General features: G+C 71.3%; 11 protein-coding genes. 3 read left to right on the top strand and 8 right to left on the bottom strand.

Annotation, left to right across the window (positions count from 1 at the left end):
- Positions 1 to 8: 8 nt before the first annotated feature.
- Complete coding sequence (locus tag LZ198_RS23885) at positions 9 to 1,493, top strand: hypothetical protein (RefSeq protein ID WP_407667459.1); 1,485 nt, start codon at positions 9 to 11, stop codon at positions 1,491 to 1,493.
- A gap of 84 nt (positions 1,494 to 1,577) precedes the next feature.
- On the opposite strand, the gene rimO is transcribed toward LZ198_RS23885, so the two are convergent.
- The 8 genes from rimO to LZ198_RS23845 form a co-directional block, all read right to left on the bottom strand.
- A complete protein-coding gene (rimO, locus tag LZ198_RS23880) occupies positions 1,578 to 2,975 on the bottom strand; it encodes a 30S ribosomal protein S12 methylthiotransferase RimO (protein ID WP_256559869.1) in 1,398 nt (465 codons plus the stop codon).
- A gap of 32 nt (positions 2,976 to 3,007) precedes the next feature.
- A complete protein-coding gene (locus LZ198_RS23875) occupies positions 3,008 to 4,120 on the bottom strand; it encodes a CBM9 family sugar-binding protein (protein WP_253974334.1) in 1,113 nt (370 codons plus the stop codon).
- A gap of 8 nt (positions 4,121 to 4,128) precedes the next feature.
- The gene (locus tag LZ198_RS23870; RefSeq protein WP_253974333.1) at positions 4,129 to 4,626 is read right to left on the bottom strand and encodes a YajQ family cyclic di-GMP-binding protein; all 498 of its coding nucleotides are present in this window, start codon (positions 4,624 to 4,626) and stop codon (positions 4,129 to 4,131) included.
- Between the two features lie 24 nt (positions 4,627 to 4,650).
- Positions 4,651 to 6,294, bottom strand: a complete 1,644-nt coding sequence (locus tag LZ198_RS23865; protein ID WP_253974332.1) for a ribonuclease J — start codon at positions 6,292 to 6,294, stop codon at positions 4,651 to 4,653.
- Between the two features lie 62 nt (positions 6,295 to 6,356).
- Positions 6,357 to 6,716: a hypothetical protein gene (locus tag LZ198_RS23860; RefSeq protein WP_253974331.1), complete on the bottom strand. Its 360-nt coding sequence runs from the start codon at positions 6,714 to 6,716 to the stop codon at positions 6,357 to 6,359.
- A gap of 76 nt (positions 6,717 to 6,792) precedes the next feature.
- A complete protein-coding gene (locus LZ198_RS23855) occupies positions 6,793 to 7,119 on the bottom strand; it encodes a hypothetical protein (RefSeq protein ID WP_253974330.1) in 327 nt (108 codons plus the stop codon).
- 127 nt (positions 7,120 to 7,246) lie between these two features.
- Positions 7,247 to 11,416, bottom strand: coding sequence for a protein kinase domain-containing protein (locus LZ198_RS23850; protein WP_253974329.1), 4,170 nt, complete (start codon positions 11,414 to 11,416; stop codon positions 7,247 to 7,249).
- 106 nt (positions 11,417 to 11,522) lie between these two features.
- Positions 11,523 to 12,740 (bottom strand): polysaccharide deacetylase family protein, encoded by a 1,218-nt coding sequence (locus LZ198_RS23845; protein WP_253974328.1) that lies wholly within the window; start codon positions 12,738 to 12,740, stop codon positions 11,523 to 11,525.
- Between the two features lie 221 nt (positions 12,741 to 12,961).
- Here LZ198_RS23845 and LZ198_RS23840 point away from each other — a divergent pair, with 221 nt between their 5' ends.
- Together LZ198_RS23840 and LZ198_RS23835 are read left to right on the top strand one after the other, a co-directional pair.
- Entirely contained in the window at positions 12,962 to 13,534 is a 573-nt protein-coding gene (locus tag LZ198_RS23840) for a hypothetical protein (protein WP_253974327.1), read from the top strand.
- Positions 13,535 to 13,834: 300 nt separating this feature from the next.
- Positions 13,835 to 17,497, top strand: a complete 3,663-nt coding sequence (locus tag LZ198_RS23835) for a CARDB domain-containing protein (protein WP_253974326.1) — start codon at positions 13,835 to 13,837, stop codon at positions 17,495 to 17,497.
- Positions 17,498 to 17,526 lie beyond the last annotated feature (29 nt).

The raw sequence follows: 17,526 nt of genomic DNA, 5'->3' as shown, positions 1-17,526 counted from the left end.
TGCGGGCCGTGCGCGGCGCATTCCTTCTCGCGGGGTTGATGGTGTGGGGCGGGTGTCACCGGGGGACGACCTCGGGCCCCGCTCCCCAGGCGCAGTCGCTCTCGGGGATGACGTTGCCCCTGTTGGCCTCGCCCGCGCTGCGGCTCACCGTCGCAGGCCGGCTCGGGGGCAAGGCCATCCCGGTGGTGTTGGATGTCGCGCGCCCCCTGTCGCTGGTGGCCGCCGGCTGCTTCGAGGGCGCCGCGCCCTCGCCCGAGGGCACCGTGCGCGCACCCGAGCTCGCGGGAGGATTCCGCTCCTGGGCCATGGTGCCGCTGCCTCCTCTCACGGTGGGCGCCTCGGCCGTGTCCCTGCGCGCGGCCGCGCTGTCGGGGGAGCAGCCCTGCGCGGTGACGCTCGGCGCGGACGTCCTGGAGCCCTACGCGCTCACGGTGGAGCCGCTCCGGCGCGAGGTGACCTTCACCGCGTCGCGCTCGCGGGAGGCGTACCTGGCGGAGGTGGCCAGCTCGGACGCCGCGCGGGAGGCGCACGCGGTGGAGCTGAGCCGCGAGCCCGTGGGCGACTGGCCGCTCCTCCCGGTCCGCGTCCGCCAGGGCGAGGCGGAGCTGACCGGGCCCTTCGTGCTCGCCACTCGCGAGCCCTTCTCCCGCGTCGCGCTCGGGCCCGCCGAGGCGCAGGGCCTCCAGCCACTGGAGACGGCGGCGAACCTGCCGCCTCGCACCTTCGTCCTCGACGCCGTGGACCTGTCCGAGGGGCTGGGCGTGCGCCCGCTCGTCGTCGAGGCCGCGAGCCGTTGGCAGTCGCCGAGCAGCCTGGGCCGCCTGGGGCCCGACGTCTGGGGCCGCTTCACCGCCACCCTGGACGCCACGGGCGGCGTGCTGGTGCTGCGCCGGCCCCGGGTGACGCCGCCGACGCCCCAGGCACCGGACGCGGCGACGGGGCCGGACACCGCCGAGTCTTCACCCCGGAATGCCTCGGCGCCGGGCTGGCAGCGCTGCTCCGATGCCCACGGCGTCTTCAGCGAGGAGGCCTGTTACGGCCTGCACGTGCGGCGCGAGCCGGACGGCGGCGTGTCCGTGGTGGGCGCGGTGTACCGGGACCTTCCGGAGGGCGGGCGGCTGCACCTGGAGCCGGTGGGCGCGGAGGGGCAGCGGCTCGAGTCCGGCTGTGGTGTCGGATTGAGCTTCCCCGCGACGAGCCGGGGCCTGACGACGCAGCATCGGCTGCCCTGGCCCACGCTCGCGCGGACGCTGCCGGCGTGCCACGAGGCGCTCGCCCAGGCCCGCGACTTCAGGCTCGCGCTCTTCGAGGAGGGGCCGCAACCCGAGTGCCCGTCGGCCTGCGCCTTCGTCACGGAGAACGCCACCCGCCGCACCGTGTGCGAGTGTCAGCCCACGCCGCTGGGAGAGGGAGGCGTGCTGCCGTCGCGCAAGGGCGCGTCCCGCGAGCCGCCGCGCGAGGAGCGCGAGCTGGAGCCCGAGGATCCGAAGTAGGCGCCCCGCTCGCGCGAGGCGCTCACGCTCCGGACGGCTGCTCCCGAGCCACCCCATGGAGTGGCCCGGTGGAAGACGACGGCGCTACTCCAGCCGCGTCACGGGGCGCGGCGCGGACACCACCGGCACCGGCGTGGGGTGCGCATCACGCGCGTGGTGCTCGCGCTGCTTCGGGTCGGGGCGCTCCACCACGCGGGCGACCAGGTCGTAGTCGTGCGCCTCGGTCACCTCGACGGTGACCAGCTCGCCCGGGTACGCCATGCCGTCGTTGATGTAGACCATGCCGTCGATTTCGGGCGCCTGACCCTGGTGGCGACCCACGAGCAGGTGCTCGGTCTCCGGCGCGGGGCCCTCCACCAGCACCTCCAGGCGCTTGCCGACGAGCTTCTTGTTCTGCTCGCGGTTGATGCGCTTCTGGATGGCCATGACCTCGCGCCACCGGCGCTCGATGACCTTCTGCGGCACCTTGTCCGGGAGGTCGTACGCCGCGGTGCCTTCCTCGTCGGAGTACTGGAAGACACCCAGCCGCTCGAAGCGCTGCGTCTTCACGAACTCCTTCAGCATCTCGAAGTCCTCGTCCGTCTCGCCCGGCAGGCCGACGATGAGCGAGGTGCGCATGACGAGCCCCGGCACGCGCTCGCGCAGCTTCGTCAGCAGGCCCTTGAGGAACTCCGAGTTGCGGCCACGCTTCATCGACAAGAGCAGCTTGTCGCTGACGTGCTGCACCGGCATGTCCAGGTAGCGGGCGATCTTCGGCTCCGAGGCCATCACCTCGATGAGCTCGTCCGGGAAGACGCGCGGGTAGGCGTAGTGCAGGCGGATCCACCGCACGTCCACCTTCACCAACGCCTTGAGCAGGTCGTGCAGCTTCGGCTTGCCCGGCAGGTCATGCCCGTACGCGGTGAGGTCCTGCGCGACGAGGTTCAGCTCCTGCACGCCGCTGTCCGCCAGCCGCCGCGCCTCCTCGACGACGTCCTCGATGGTCCGCGAGCGCTGCCCGCCGCGCAGCGTGGGGATGATGCAGAACGCGCAGGCGTTGTCGCAGCCCTCGGACACCTTGAGGTACGCCGTGTACTTCGGCATCGAGTTGATGCGCGGCGTGTTGGCGTCGTGGATGTAGTCGGGGTCCGGAATCACCTGACGCGGCGACGCCTCGGCCGCCAGCAGGTCGCCAATCTGGGCGTACGCGCTGGTGCCCAGGAAGTGGTCCACCTCCGGCATCTCCTTGGCCAGCTCGTCCCCGTAGCGCTGGGACAGACACCCCGTCACCACCAGCGTGCTGCAACTGCCCGACTTCTTCAGCTCCGCCATCTCCAGGATGGAGTCCACCGACTCCTGCTTGGCGGGGCCGATGAAGGCGCACGTGTTGACGACGATGACCTGGGCTTCCGCCGGTTCCTGCACCAGCGTGTAGCCGCGGTGCTTCAACGTGCCCAGCATCACCTCGGAGTCCACCCGGTTCTTCGGGCAGCCGAGGGTCATCATGTACAAGCTCTTGGTCTGTTCCACCGCTTCTACCGCTTTCCCAGTTCGGTTCGCGAGAAGTGGTCCCCACTCCAGGCGAAGTTCTGTGTCGCGCCGTTCGAGTAACGGATGGTCAACGTGCCCTCTTCATCCATCACGACCGACGACGCCCGCCCCAGCGCGCAGGTGGCGACCGGCCACTCGAGCACCCGGGACGCCGTCTTCCCCGTCACCACGTAGAACCCCGCCCGCAGCTCGTCGTCGGCGTCACACTGACCTTCGACGGCATAGGGGTTCTTCCCGGTGAGCACTGTAACGACCGACCGTCCGTCCGGCAGGCTCAGCGCGTCCGGCACGTTCACGTTCATCGCGGACGCGTCCAGGGGGTGGGTCGCCACCAGCTCGCGCAGCGTCTCCGGCGTCAGGTCCTCGTCGCCCTGGGCCCAGGCCGGGTAGGCGAGCAGGTCCCAGCCCAGCCAGCCGGTGGCCGCCGGCTCCAGCGCGGTGATGGCCTCCGGGGGCTTGAGCTTCAGCGCCTTGCGCGGCTCGTCCGGCAGGCGCAGCGCGTCGCCCACCATGGTGCCGCTCTGGCAGTTGGAGATGGGGGCGGACTTCACGCCCGAGCCATCCTGGTCCTCGTAGGTGATGCACACGTCCATCACCATGGGGTCGCGCGCGGGGAAGCGGGGCAGGGCGCGCATGGGCACCGCCGCCACCAGCGACAGCGTGTTGCCCCGGCGCTCCACGGCCGCGTTCACCTTCTGCTGCGCGAACTCCGGCGTGCCGCTGTCCGCGCCCGACGCGCGCTTGCCGTCGAAGCCGAAGCGCCACGAGTAGCCCGTGGTGAGCGGCCCGGTCCCCGGGAAGTAGATGGACAGCGTCAAGAGGTCGTTGGCGACCAACTGGTCGTCCGTGGCGTCCACGCCCACGTAGAGCGTGTCCTTGCGGAAGCCCACCTTGGCCGTGAAGTTCGCGGTGGCGTCCGCGGGCACGTTGGCGGGCTTGAGCACCAGCGGCGAGGTGAAGCCCTTCAGGCCCCCCTGGAAGCGCGGGGGCTTGGACATCGTGGGAACGGGCTTCGACGGGCGGTCGAACTCATCCTGCGCGGAGGCGATGGCCGGAGCACAAAGCGTCAGGCAGAGGGACAGGGCGGCGGCTCGCATGGGCTTCTTCAATCGCGGAAGTTGGTGAACTGCATGTCCAGCTTCAGTCGGTCCTGCTCCTTGCGGAACAGGGCGATGGCGGCCTGGAGGTCATCCTTGTTCTTGCCGGTGACCCGGAGCTGGTCCGCCTGGATGGAGCCCTGCACCTTCATCTTCGAGTCCTTCAGGAGCTTCACCAGCTCCTTGGACTTCTCCACGGGAATCCCCTGCTGGAGCTTGATGACCTGCTTCACGTTGTGCAGGCCCGTCTTCTCGATGTCGCCGTACTCCAGCGCGCGCAGGCTGATGTTGCGCTTGGCCAGCTTCGCCAGCAGCACCTCCTTCGCCGCCTGGACCCGCTCCTCGCTGTTGGCCTTCACCGTCAGCGCCGTCTGATCCGGCGCGATGACGACGTCCGCCTGGACGCCCTGGAAGTCATAGCGGGTGCTGAGCTCCTTCTTGGTCTGGTTGACCGCGTTGTCGAGCTCCGCGAGGTCGATTTTCGAGACGACGTCGAAGGATGGCATGGGCAGCAGCCGCGCTTACCACACCTACACCCTGACGACCATGGGCACCACCAGGGGGCGCTTGGAGGTGTACAGCCGGAACGCACGGCGCACCACCCGGGTGAGCTCCTCTCTCACCAGGGCGTCGTCCCCGCGCAACTGCGGGGACAGCTCCTCGAAGAGCGCCCGCGCCTCCTGGGCCACCCGGGGCAGGAGCACCTGCTCGTCCAGGGAGAGCCCCTGGCTGGACAACTGCGGGCCGGCCACCAGCTTCTGCGTGTCCCGCTGGAGCACCACCACCGCCGCCACCAGCCCCGTTTCCGCCAGACGCACCCGCTCCTGGAGTGTGTCCGCCGTCACGACGCCACTGCCGAAGCGGTCCTTGAAGATGCGCCCGGAAGGCACGCTCCCGGTGAAGCGGCCCCGGCCGTCCTCGAAGCTGACCACGTCCCCGTCCTGGGCGAGCAGGCACTGCGCGGGCTCCAGGCCGGTCTCCCGGGCGGTGGCCACATGTCGGTGCAGGTGCCGCCCCTCGCCGTGGACGGGGATGAAGTGGTGGGGCTTCACCAGCTCCAGCACCCGCTTCTGCTGGGGGCGGCTGGCGTGGCCGGAGACGTGGACGCCGGGCTCCACCTGCGCGTAGACGACGCGCGCGCCGCGCCAGTGCAGCTCGTCGATGAGCGCGCCCACCACCCGTTCGTTGCCGGGGATGGGGCGCGAGCTGAGCACCACCAGGTCCCCGGGGCCCAGGCGCACCGGCCCCTCTCCGGAGGCCAACTGCGACAGCCCGGCGCGCGGCTCGCCCTGGGCGCCGGTGGTGAGCACCATGACGCGCTGGGGGGGGAGGATGGGCACCGTGTCGACGTGGACGAAGAGCGAGTCGGGCACGTCGAGGTAGCCGAGCTGCCGCGCCATCTCCACGTTGCGCTGCATGCTGCGGCCCTGGAGCGCCACCTTGCGGCCCAGCCGCTCCGCCAGCGCCAGCAGGTGCCGGACGCGGTGCAGGTTGGAGGAGAAGAGCGCCACCACGATGCGGCCGGTGGCGTCGCGGAACAGCCGATCGAAGGTCTGCTCCACCACGCGCTCGCTGCCCGTCTCGTCGCACAGCTCGGAGTTGGTGGAGTCCGACAGGAGGCACAGGACGCCCTGCTCGCCGGCCTCGCCCCAGCGCTCCAGGTCCGTGCGCAGCCCGTCGATGGGGTCGGGGTCCAGCTTGAAGTCGCCGGTGTGGATGAGGGTGCCCTCGGGCGTGCGGACGATGAAGCCCACCGCGTCCGGCACCGTGTGCGTCACCCGGCTGGCCTCCACCTGGAAGACGCTGCCCACGGAGAACGGCTCGCGCGGCTCGATTTCGCGCAGGTCCGCCTCCACGCCCAGCTCGTCCAGGCGGTGGCGCGCCATGGCGAGCGTGAAGCGCGTGGCGTAGATGGGCACGCCGGGCACCTCGCTCAGGAGGTACGGGAGCGCGCCCAGGTGGTCCTCGTGGCCGTGCGTGAGCACCACGCCCTTGAGCTGCGCGGCGTTCTGCTTCAGGTGGGTGAAGTCCGGGATGATGATGTCGACGCCCGGCATCCCCTCCGCGGGGAACATCAGGCCCGCGTCGATGAGCAGCAGCTCTCCACGGCAGGCGATGACCAGGGAGTTGAGGCCGATCTCGCCCAGGCCCCCCAGGGGAATGACTTGAAGCATTGGACGGAGTCTAAGGACTCCCTCCGTCGCGCGCGGCTGAAAGTTTCACGCCCGCCGACCCCTCAGGTGATGCGGATGGGGATTCCGTGACCCCGCGTGTCGCAGGGCTGTTGCGCGTGCTGCGGGCGGAAGGGACCCCCCGGGCCTGGCCGGAAGAGGTCGGGCCGGTGGAGCCAGGGCTTGAGCGAGACGCCGCTCCAGGGCTTCAGCGGCCGTGGGGGAGCGGGACGGACCGCGAGGCCCCGCTGGCTGAGGCGGATGGGGATGCCCGCGCCTCGGACGGGGCGTGACGGGTCGAAGCGGTCCGGGTGGAGCTGTTTTCCCTCGGCGGGGGCGGGGGCGTGGCCCTGGGCCGGTTTGTTCGTGGCGGCGGCGGGGGTGGTGCCGGACGACACGGACTTCGGAGCGGACTCGATACGCATGTGGACACCCCCGGAAAATTCGGAGCAGCAGAAAGACCCGACACAGGGAGTATCGGGGGATGGCGCGCGAAGGTGCTTAGGCGTCTCGACGACGCGTGTCGTCAAAGGCGTCGGCGTAGTAGCGGGTGTCCCTCCAGGCGGAGGGCGTGGCCACGCGTGGGGGGAGGGCGACGCCACTCGGGCGCTCCATGCTGCACAGCCGCACCGGGATGCCCTTGGCGCGCCGTGACGGGGCCTCGAAGGCGTCCGCCTCCCGGTTCCGCCGGGGGTCGGCCTTCTTGGGGGCGGGGGGCTCCGTGCCCTGGGGTTTTCGGGTGGGCGCGCGCAGGGCGGGCACCGGTCCCTGGGGACGTCGTTGGGCGCGGCCAGGGGCATCGAACGACGCGCGGCGGGACAGGCGCATGTGACTCCCGGTGCGTGAGCTCCGGGCTCACCATCACATGCGCCGTACGGTCCGTGCGAGCGCCCGGGGCGACGGGGAAAGGCGGATGTGTCGGCTGGGTGACGGCGGCCCGCGAGTCTCGCTCCGCTCAGGGGGGGGCGGGGGGGCGTCCGCGCATCCAGGCGCGGACGTGCTGTGCCTCGGTGGACCAGGCGGCGGGCTCGGCGTCGTAGAAGCTCAGGGCCTGCTGGGCCAGGGTGCGGGCGCGGGCCTTGTCGGCGGGGGCCAGGGCGCGGGCGAGCGCGAAGCGGGTGGTGGCCAGTCCCTCTCCAGGCCCGGGGTGGGCGGTGCGCAGGGCGAGCGCGCGCTCCAGGAGGGGCCGGGCCTCTCGGGGGCGGCCCAGCGCGAACTGCGCCTGTCCGAGCACGGTGAGCGACGCGGCCTGGTCCGGGTGGCCCTTCTGGAAGGACTCGTAGGCCTCCACGCTGCGCCGGGCCAGGTCGAGTGCGTCGCGCGCGCGACCCTCGCGCAGGGCCAGCTCCGCCAGCAGGCTCAGGTCGGAGGCCGTCTCCGGATGCGAGGGCCCGTAGGTCTTCAAGTCCAGCGCGAGCGCGCGCTCCCGCAGGCGCCGTGCCTCCGGGTCGCGCCCGAGCGACTCCAGCGCGGCGGCGAGGTTGTTGAGCGGATAGCTCAGCGTGGCGCTGTCCTCGCCCATGACGCGCTCCTCCACCACGATGGCGCGCCGCAGGTAGGGCAGGGCCTCCTCGAAGCGGCGGCTCAGCGTGAGGTGGTAGCCCACGGCGTTGGCCGCCATGCCCGTCTGGGGATGGTCGGGTCCCATCACCCGCTCGGTCGTCTCCAGCACGTACTGGAGCACCGCCGCGGTGCGCTCGGCCTCGGGGGTGCGCGACAGGGCGGCGGCCTGGTTGCGCAGGGACTCGAGGGTGAGCATGTGCTCGGGGCCGTGGGCCTGTTCGCGCAGCTTCGCGGAGCGGCCGAAGGCCTCCGCCGCCTGGGGGTACTGTCCGCGCAGGAACGCGTTGCGCGCGATGCTCGTCTGGAGCAGGGCCTCCAGCTCCGGGGCACCTCCCGCGCGCTCGATGTTCGACCGGGCCTGCAGGAGCGCCCACTCCTCGAGGACGGGCGTCTGGGAGACGGTGGTGACCAGGCGCGCGGCGGCGCGGGCGGCCAGCTCGTCGTGGCGCGTGGCCTGGGCGACGAGCATGGACTCGCGCAGCGCGGTCTGCGCCCGTGCCTCGTCCCCCAGCACGAGCCCGAGCCTTCCCTCCAGCTCGAGCGCCTCGGCGAGCACGGGCGGGTAGTTCAGCGCGCGGGCCTTCTCCAACGTGGCCTTCAGCTCCACGGCGGCGCGGTCGTAGCGGCCCGCGTCCACCAGCGCGGTGGCGCGGTCGACCTGGGCGCGCAGGGCCTCGACGTGCTGACGTTGCTCCGTGGACTCGGGCAGGCCGCGTCGCAGGGCGTCCACGTTCGCGCAGTCGAGCACGGCGGGCAGGCGCTGGGCGGCGTCCAGGGAGGTGGAGAGCGACTCCGCGTCTGTTTGCGCGAGCACGCCCGCCACGGCGTCCAGCGCGGAGCGACGGCGGTCCAGGCACCCCATGCGCAGGGAGAGGACCTCGTCGGACTGGTGGCCGTCGACGCGCGTGGCCTCGCACGCCTCGCGGTGCATGACGGCCCAGTCCAGGGCGAAGGTGTCCAGGACCTTCTCCACGCGGGTGAACAGCTCGGCGGCCTGGGGCTTCTGCGTCGCGGTGAAGGCCTGACGCACCTTCTCCTTGCGCGCGCCGTCCCAGACGTTCGTCAGTCGGGCCTCCGCGCCAAGGCAGGGCGCCTGACGCCGGTTGCCCATCCACCAGGCGATGCCCATGGACGCGTAGAGGACGAGCACGCCGCTGGCCATGATGCCCCGGCGTCGCCACGCCACGGTCGGGTCCTTGCCCAGCTCCGCGAGCAGCGCCTCCATGGACGGGTAGCGCTCGGCGGGCGCGGGCGACAGGCCGCGGGTGACGGCGCGCAGGAGCCAGGTGGGGACGCGGTTGCCTCGCGGGGGCTGGCGCACGCGACCGGCGAGCGACTCGCTGAGGTACGCCGAGGCGTGCTTCCCCTCGAAGGGGAGCTGGCCGTAGAGGGCCTCGTAGAGCGAGGCGCAATAGCTGAACTGGTCGCCGCGCGCGTCGGTGCGGCCGTCCTCGTGTTGTTCGGGCGGCATGTACGCGGGCGTGCCCATGACGAGGCCTGCCTCGGTGAGGGCGGATTCGAGCAGGTCCTCCTCGAAGTTCCGTCCGGGGGGCGCGGTGCGTCGGCCCGCCTCCGCGGCCTCCTGGTCCGCGGTGGTGCGGGCCAGGCCGAAGTCCGTCACCTGCGCGCGCCCGTCGCGGCTGACGAGCACGTTGGCGGGCTTGAAGTCTCGGTGCACGAGCCCGGCTGCGTGCGCGGCCGCGAGTCCTCGTCCGGCCTGACGGAAGACCTCCAGGATGTCGCGCCAGGAGCGGTGTTCGGCGCGGAGCCAGTGGCGCAGGGAGAGTCCCTCGACCAGCTCCATGGCGATGAAGACGCGTCCGGCGAAGGTGCCCGCGTCGTAGACGGAGACGACGTTGGGATGGGACAGGCGCGCCATCGCCTGGGCCTCACGTAGCAGGCGCGAGGCGCCGTCCGCGCGCGCGACCGTGTTCGCCTCGGAGTGCAGCAGCTTGATGGCCACGCGCCGATGCAGCTCCGGGTCGTAGGCGCTGTAGACGACGCCCATGCCTCCCGAGCCCAGCTTGTCGAGGATGTGGTAGCGCCCCACCTGACTGCGAGGCCCGGGCTCTCCCGGGGAGGCGCCGCCGCGGGCAGGCGAGGCGCCCGCCTGCATGGGGGTGGGTGGCTGGACGCGCAGGCTTGCCCCGAGGGGCGGGGCGGGGGGCGGCACGACGAGCGTGCCTTCCGGGCGGGCGAGCTCCTCCGTGAACGCTGGCATCGCGGAGATGGGCACGCCGACGGACACCGCGCCTCCGGGCTGGACCTGGGCGGTGGGACGCCCGGCACGCGAGGCGGGCAACACGAATGGCTCGTCGCCACGAGACGTGGGCGCTGCGACCTGGGCGTCGGGAGCCCCTTCGCGGCGAGGTGCGGGCTTGCTGGCGTGCGCGGCGGCGTGGGCGTCGCTGACCTCCGCACCTTCGCGGCGAGGCGCGGGCTTGCTGGCGGGCGCGGCGACGTGGGCGTCACTGACCTCCGCACCTTCGCGGCGAGGCGCGGACTTGCCGGCGTGTGCGTCGCTGACCTCGGTGCCTTCGCGGCGAGGCGCGGGCTTGCTGGCGGGTACGGCGGCGTGTGCGTCGCTGACCTCGGTGCCTTCGCGGCGAGGCGCAGGCTTGCTGGAGGGCACGGCGGTATGGGCGTCGCTGGCCTCGGCCCCTTTGCGGCGAGGCGCGAGCGTGCCGACAGGTACGGCGGCGTGTGCGTCGCTGGGCTCGGCCCCTTCGCGGCGAGGCGCGGACCTGCTGGAAGGAGCGGCGGCGTGTGCGTCGTTGGTCTCGGCCCCTTCGCGGCGAGGCGAGGACTTGCCGGCGTGTGCGTCGCTGGCCTCGGTGCTTTCGCGGCGCGGTGCGGGCTTGCTGGCGGGCGCGGCGACGTGGGCGTCACGGACCTCCGCACCTTCGCGGCGCGGTGCGGACTTGCTGGCGGGCGTGGCGGCGACGCTCGAATGCGCGGAAGCCTCCACGAGGGGCTTCGTCGAGGCCGCGCTGTTCGCGGGATTCCCGGACGGGGAGAGGGAGGTCGCGGTGGCGCCGGGGCGTAACGTCGCGTCGGTCGAGGCCCTCGTCGAGGCCGCGCCATTCGCGACGGCGCTCGGCCCCACCTCCATCTCCGTCAGGGTCCGTGCCGCGCTCGTGCCCCCTGTCGACTTCGTCGCCGCCGGAGAGGACGCGGTGGTCCGCGCTTCTGTCGGTTCCGCGACCGCGGCGACGAGGTCCGTGGTGGTGGGTGTGGCGGAGTCCGCGTCGCCGAGGGCTCTGCCACCTCCTGGATGGGTCAGGTCCGTGTCCGTCGTCTCATGCTTCTCGACCCGCCGCCCGGCGCGGACGGGCTCGGTGGGCTGCTCGCCCGTGGCGTCCAGCTCTCCGGGTCCTGTCGAGGGCAACGCATCCATGCGCTGTGTGGTGCGACGAGCGGCGGCGCCAGGGGGCGTCACCTTGCCGAGCAGCGCCGCGCATGCGCGACACCCCTCGGCGTGGCGGCGGAGTCGTTGGGCCTCCGTCGGGGCAAGCGTGCCCCTGACCAGGGCCCGTGCCGTCTTCTCGTCGAAACAGGACACGGAGTGGATGTTCCACCACGTGGCAGGTCCCTGAGAAGAGGGGCCGCCGGACCCCGCCATGACGCGGTGCGGACAGGCTCGTGGCGGGCCCGGAGGACGTGGGGGCTCAGCGAGGGACGAGGACGATGTCGTCCAGGTACACCGCCGCCTGGTCCTCGCCCGTGTCGTCCTGGAAGTAGAGGTCGCGCAGGATGCCCGACGTCACACCCATGTCGTCGAGCGAGAGCGTCACCTTGTGCCAAAGCCCCGCGACGATGGGGCCTCCCGGCGCCGTGTCCACGCGCATCGTCCCCAGGTAGTCCGTGCCGTCGTGGAGGACCACGCGGATCTGCTGTCCGCCCGTGGTGCCTCCATGCACCCACAGCTCGATGGCCTGGTACTGCGACAAGTCGATCCCCGAGTGGTGGAAGAGCAGCCCCGACCAACCATCCGGCTCGAAGCGGATGGCGGAGCTCCCTGCGTGGACGGTGACGGCTTCGTCCAACGAGTGGTCCGCCCAGCTCCAGTCCGCGAAGCCGCTGGTGAGGCCGTCCTCGTAGACGGGGGTCCCCTCGCTCGCCTCCGGTTCCGTGCGGCCCTCCGTCAACGCCAGCCCCTGCGCCAGCGTCACGGTGCGCACGCCCTTCGTCCGGACGTAGTCGAGGATGGCCGCGAAGTCGGACGCCCGGTACTCCGTGTCACGCGTCAGCGGGCCGGTGGAGAACTCGTGGAACACGAGGATGAGCCAGCTCTTCTCCGCGATGGCTCGGTCCACCCAACCCACCACCGTGCTCACCGGGACGCCGCGCGCCACGTCATTCGCGTAGAGCTCGTAGACGACGGTGTCCCGGAAGTTGCGCCCGCCATTCACCGTGCGGCTGCTGCCATAGAATTGCTTCACGGCGGAGAGCACCGTGGCGTCATAGCGCCCATAGGGGACGATGAAGTCCGGCACGGCGGACAGGTGCAGGTTGTTCACCAGCCACGCCTGCGAATCCTTCAGCTCGGCGGTGAGCTCCAGGGGCGTCAGCGTGGTCAGGTCCGGGTGCGTGAGCGTGTGGCTGGCGATGCCGTTGCCCTCCGCCACGAGCGTCCGGGCCTGGGCGGTGGTCATGTATCCCCCCCACCCCTGCTCGAGCGCCCGGGAGATGAGCCCATACGTCGCCTTGATGCCTCGCGTGTTGAGCGCCGCGCGCGCGTACGTGAACTGCGTGGCCCAGCCGTCGTCCAGCGTGATGGTGACGATTCCCTCTTGGAAGGGCTGGGCGGCCAGCGCCGAGGAATGGAGTGTCAACAGCAGCAGTGGAGTGACCAGTCGCTTCCAGTCCAGCAATGGCGTGTTCAAGACAGCCCCCCTGCCGCGCGGGGTGGGTTGCGGCATGGATATGCGCGTTAGCAGACAGCTTCCTCGCATGGCAATCGAGCGGGCGCGCCGGAGCTGTGTGGCCTGGTGAGCGGGAAAGGTGTGGAGCGGGTCGGAAGTGACTGGGGATTCGGTGGTTGGGGGGAGGGTGTTCGACAGGACCGTTGAGACGATTCCATCCCCATTCGAGAGGACACGTTCACATGAGGAAGATCGCCGCGCTCGCATGTCTGGTCGGCTTGCTGGGAGTCCTTCCCGCGCACGCCGCCGAGCTCAAGGACGTGTTCGGCAGGGAAGTGCCCATCGGCAAGGGCAGGCCCACGGTCGTGCTCTATGCCAACAAGGGGACTCGCGACGAGCTGCGCGAGCATGCCTACCAGTTCGCCTATGACGTGAGGGGGGGCAAGCCCATCGTCGTGGTGCGCGTGGACCTGCGCGACGTCCCCGGCCTCTTCAAGGGCATGGCCAAGGGCGAGATTCGCAAGAGCCACAAGGAGTCGCTCGAGCTGATGCGCGGCCTGTTCCAGCAGCACGGCGAGGCGCCTCCGGCGGAGCTCGACTCGTCGCTCTTCATGGTCGCGGACTCCAAGGGAGAGCCCCACCAGGCGGTCGGCCTGCAGAAGGGCTTCAAGAACGTCTACGCGCAGGTGCTGGACCCCTCGGGGGATGAAGTGGCGCGAGGCCCCTTCCCGGAGAGCGCCGCGTCGCTCGGCAGGGCCGTGGCCGCCACGTCTCCCGATTCGTCCGTGCGTGTCGCGGGCGTCGCGCACCGGTGACGTAGGGTGCGGATGGCCCCAGCCCGGTGAGGTCTGCTCACCACGGGCTGGGGAGTCCATTCCACCTCTGGGTTCTCAGTCTCGGGGAAAGTCACATGTCTTGATTTGATACATGTGTCTCCCCTGGGCTTTCCAAAGACATCCTTCGTCGAAGTGACCCGCCAGGGACTTCTACGGCTTTCAGTCTTCCTGCTACGCACTTAGGCCGCGCAGGGGAGCGAGGCCCCGCCTTCTTCGGGGAACCCGCGCTCCACGCGCGACACAGCAACGGGAGACTTCATGAAGAGGCCGGAGTGGAGAATGACCGCCACGAAGTGGCTGGTCATGGGTTTGTGCGTCGGAATGGGAACGGGTTGTAGCGGGGGCGACGGTGCCTCCGCCGGAGCACCCGAGCCCGCAACCACGTCGGAGGGGCTGGGTACGGGCCCGGACCTGACGGTGACGGAGATTCGCGGCCCCGCGAGTGTCCGTGTCTCGGAGTCCTTCACCGCGACGGTGAAGGTGTGCAACGCGGGGACGCAGTCGGTCCCCTCGGGTACGTCGGTGGAGCTGTATCTGTCCGTGCGCGACACGCTCACCTGGCCGCCGGCAGGACCCGCGGGGTCGGATCAGCGGCCCATCGGCATGGCGTCCCTGCAGCTCCCGCTGGAGGCGGGCCAGTGCTCGAGCGTCGCGGTGCAGGGGTATGCCGCGCTGCCCGCGTCCGCGACGGGCAGCGGTCGCTACTTCCTGGGCGCGGTCGCGGACGCGACCCAGATGGTGGCGGAGAGCAACGAGTCCAACAACACCTTCGCCAAGAGCGCCATCGGCGTGGGGGACCTGGCGGACCTCGTCATCACCGAGCTGAGCGGCCCTCCCAGCGTATCGCCCAACACGGCCTTCAACGTCTCGGTGAAGGTCTGCAACCAGGGCACCATGCCGGCGGGGCAGTCGACGACGCAGTTCTTCCTGTCGACGGACACGGTGTTGTCGCCCACGGGGCCCGGGGCTCCTCCCATGGACCAGTCCCCCCTCGGGAGCGTCCAGACGCCCTGGCTGGTCGCGGGCGAGTGCGCCCGGCGGGTGGTGTCGCTCTACCCGAACCTGCCGCCAGCGGGGCTGGGCGCGACGGCCTACTACCTGGGCGCCATCGTGGATGACCCCGGGTCGGTGCCGGAGCTGCGCGAGGACAACAACGCATTCGCGGTCGACCGCATCGGCGTGGGCAGCCTCCCGGACCTCGTCATCACCGCGCTGACGAGCCCCGCGAGCGTGCAGTCCGGTCAGTCGCTCACGGCGACGGTGCGGGTCTGCAACCAGGGCACCACGCCCTCGAATGGTTCCTCCGTCCAGCTCTATCTCTCGACGGATGCCGTGCTGACGCCCATGGGGTCGGCCCCGCCGCCCTCGGACCAGAGCCCGCTCGGCTCGACCTGGCTCCCGACCTTGAGCCCGGGCTCGTGTACGACGCGTTCGGTGAGTGGCAACGCGTGGTTGCCGCCGGCCGCGACGGGGGATGGGGCCTACTATCTGGGCGCCATCGTGGATGACCCGGCCTCCGTGCAGGAGCTGCGCGAGGACAACAACACCTTCGTGAAGGCCTTCATCGGCGTGGGCAACCGTCCGGACCTCGTCATCACCTCGGTGACGGGGCCCGCGAGCGTGTCGTCCGGCCAGTCCTTCATCGCGACGGTGACGGCGTGCAACCAGGGCACCCAGGCGAGCCCGTCCACCAACGCGCAGGTCTACCTGGCGAGGACCTCGTCGCTGCAGCCCATGGGACCCGGCGTGCCGCTCTCGACGCAGGCTCCCGCGGGGCTCATTCCCTTCCCGTCCCTGAACGTCGGGCAGTGCCTGACGCGCAGCGCGTCCGTCTACGCCGTGTCCCTGCCGCCGCAGCAGTCCCAGGGTGACGATGGCCTCTTCCTGGGGGCCATCATCGACGACCCGGCCTCCGTGCCGGAGCTGCGCGAGGACAACAACGTGTACGCGCAGAGCCGCATCGGCGTGGGCAACCGCCCGGACCTGGTCATCACGGACATGACGGCCCCGGCGAGCGTCCAGCCCGGCCAGTCCCTCACCGCGACGGTGACGGTGTGCAACCAGGGGACCCAGCCGAGCCCCTCCACCAACACGCAGGTCTACCTGTCCACGAGCCCGTCCCTGGTGACGATGTACCCGCCCTCCGTGGAGCAGGCTCCGCTGGGCATGGTGCAGACGCCTGGGCTCAACCCGGGCGCTTGTGCGACGCGGACGCTGACCGCCAACGCGTACCCTCCGCCCGCCGCCACCCCGGGCGTTCCCCTGTTCATCGGCGCCATCGTGGATGACGCCGCGTCCGTGCAGGAGCTGCGCGAGGACAACAACACCTTCGCCAAGGGGCTCATCGGCGTGGGGATGCTTCCGGACCTGGTCGTCACCGCGATGACGACGCCCACGAGCGTCCAGCAGGGCCAGTCCTTCTCCGCCTCGGTGACGGTGTGCAACCAGGGCACCTCGAGCGCCGGCCCGGCGAACGTGCAGCTCCTGCTGTCCGTCGACGACGTGCTCACGCCGATGTCCATGGGGGGCTACCCCGCGTCGGACCAGTCGCCGCTGGGAATGGTGTCGATGCCCAGCCTCTCTCCGGGCGCGTGTTCGACCCGGAGTGCGACCGTGTCCGCATGGTTGCCGCCGGACGCGCAGGGCGAAGGAGGCTACTACGTGGGGGCCATCGTGGATGACCCGGCCTCCATCATGGAGCTGCGTGAGGACAACAACGCCTTCGTGAAGGGCCTGGTTGGCGTGGGCAACCGTCCGGACCTGGTCGTCACCGCGCTGTCGGTCCCGGAGAGCCTGCGGCCCGGGCTGACCTTTGCCGCCTCGGCGACCGTCTGCAACCAGGGCACGGCGAACAGCCCGGTCACCCAGCTCCAGGTGCTCATCTCCGTGGACAGCTCCCTGACGTCGATGGTCGGGCCCTCGGGGCCGCCCAGCGACCAGTCGCCCGCGGGTGACGTGAGCGTGCCTTCCCTTTCGCCTGGCCAGTGCGTGGTCCGGAGCCTCACCGGCACGGCGATGCTGCCGCCGGACGCGCAGGGCGAGGGGACCTACTACGTCGGCGCCATGGTCGATGCGTTCCTCGGCGTCCCGGAGCTGCGCGAGGACAACAACACCTTCGTGAAGGGCCTCGTCGGCGTGGGCAACCGCCCGGACCTGGTCGTCACCTCGCTGACGAGCCCCGCGAGCGTGCTGTCCGGTCAGGGGTTCACGACGAACGTGACGGTGTGCAACATCGGGACGATGCCCACCAGCCAGTCGGTCAACGTGCTGGTCCTCCTGTCCACGGATGCCACGCTCACGCCGATGATGGGGACCACGGGCGGCCCTGCTCCGACGGACCAGGCGGTGGTGGCCGGGTTCTCGGTTCCCGCGCTCGCCGCGGGCTCGTGCCTGACCCAGCCCGTCGCGGGCTGGGCCAGCCTGCCGCCGGACGCGCAGGGGGATGGGGCCTACTACCTGGGCGCCATCGTGGATGACTCCGCGTCGTTGCAGGAGTTGCGTGAGGACAACAACACGTTCGTGATGGGGCGCATCGGCGTGGGCAACCGCCCCGACCTCGTCGTGTCGTCGCTGTCCGGGCCCACCAGCGTCGCGCTCGGGACGACCCTCTCCGCCTCGGTGAAGGTGTGCAACCAGGGCACGATGGCCAGCCCCGCCAGCATCGTGGCGCTGCTGCTGTCCGTGGACACGGTGCTGTCCCCCGAGCCTTCTCCGGCCGGACCGGCCTACGACCAGCGGTTGGTGGGGACCTTGAACATCATGGGGCTGTCGCCGGGAGCCTGCATCACGTCGTCGGTGTCGGGGCCCGCCTACCTCCCTGCCGATGCGACGGGGCCCGGCGCGTTCTACCTCGGGGCGTTCGTGGACCCGGGGCAGTCGGTGCTGGAGCTGCGTGAGGACAACAACACCTGGGCGACGTCCCTCATCCAGGTCACCCAATAGCAATGCGTGAGGGAGCGGGGCCGACACAG

Origin of the sequence: Myxococcus dinghuensis (assembly GCF_024198235.1) — a bacterium.
Lineage (GTDB): Bacteria > Myxococcota > Myxococcia > Myxococcales > Myxococcaceae > Myxococcus > Myxococcus dinghuensis.
This window is presented reverse-complemented; position numbering and strand designations above follow the sequence as displayed.

Coding starts and splice junctions, on each gene's coding strand:
- rimO (WP_256559869.1), bottom strand. CDS start 2,975: ATGACCCTCGGCTGCCCGAAGAACCGGGTGGACTCCGAGGTGATGCTG.
- LZ198_RS23875 (WP_253974334.1), bottom strand. CDS start 4,120: ATGCGAGCCGCCGCCCTGTCCCTCTGCCTGACGCTTTGTGCTCCGGCC.
- LZ198_RS23870 (WP_253974333.1), bottom strand. CDS start 4,626: ATGCCATCCTTCGACGTCGTCTCGAAAATCGACCTCGCGGAGCTCGAC.
- LZ198_RS23865 (WP_253974332.1), bottom strand. CDS start 6,294: ATGCTTCAAGTCATTCCCCTGGGGGGCCTGGGCGAGATCGGCCTCAAC.
- LZ198_RS23860 (WP_253974331.1), bottom strand. CDS start 6,716: ATGCGTATCGAGTCCGCTCCGAAGTCCGTGTCGTCCGGCACCACCCCC.
- LZ198_RS23855 (WP_253974330.1), bottom strand. CDS start 7,119: ATGCGCCTGTCCCGCCGCGCGTCGTTCGATGCCCCTGGCCGCGCCCAA.
- LZ198_RS23840 (WP_253974327.1), top strand. CDS start 12,962: ATGAGGAAGATCGCCGCGCTCGCATGTCTGGTCGGCTTGCTGGGAGTC.
- LZ198_RS23835 (WP_253974326.1), top strand. CDS start 13,835: ATGACCGCCACGAAGTGGCTGGTCATGGGTTTGTGCGTCGGAATGGGA.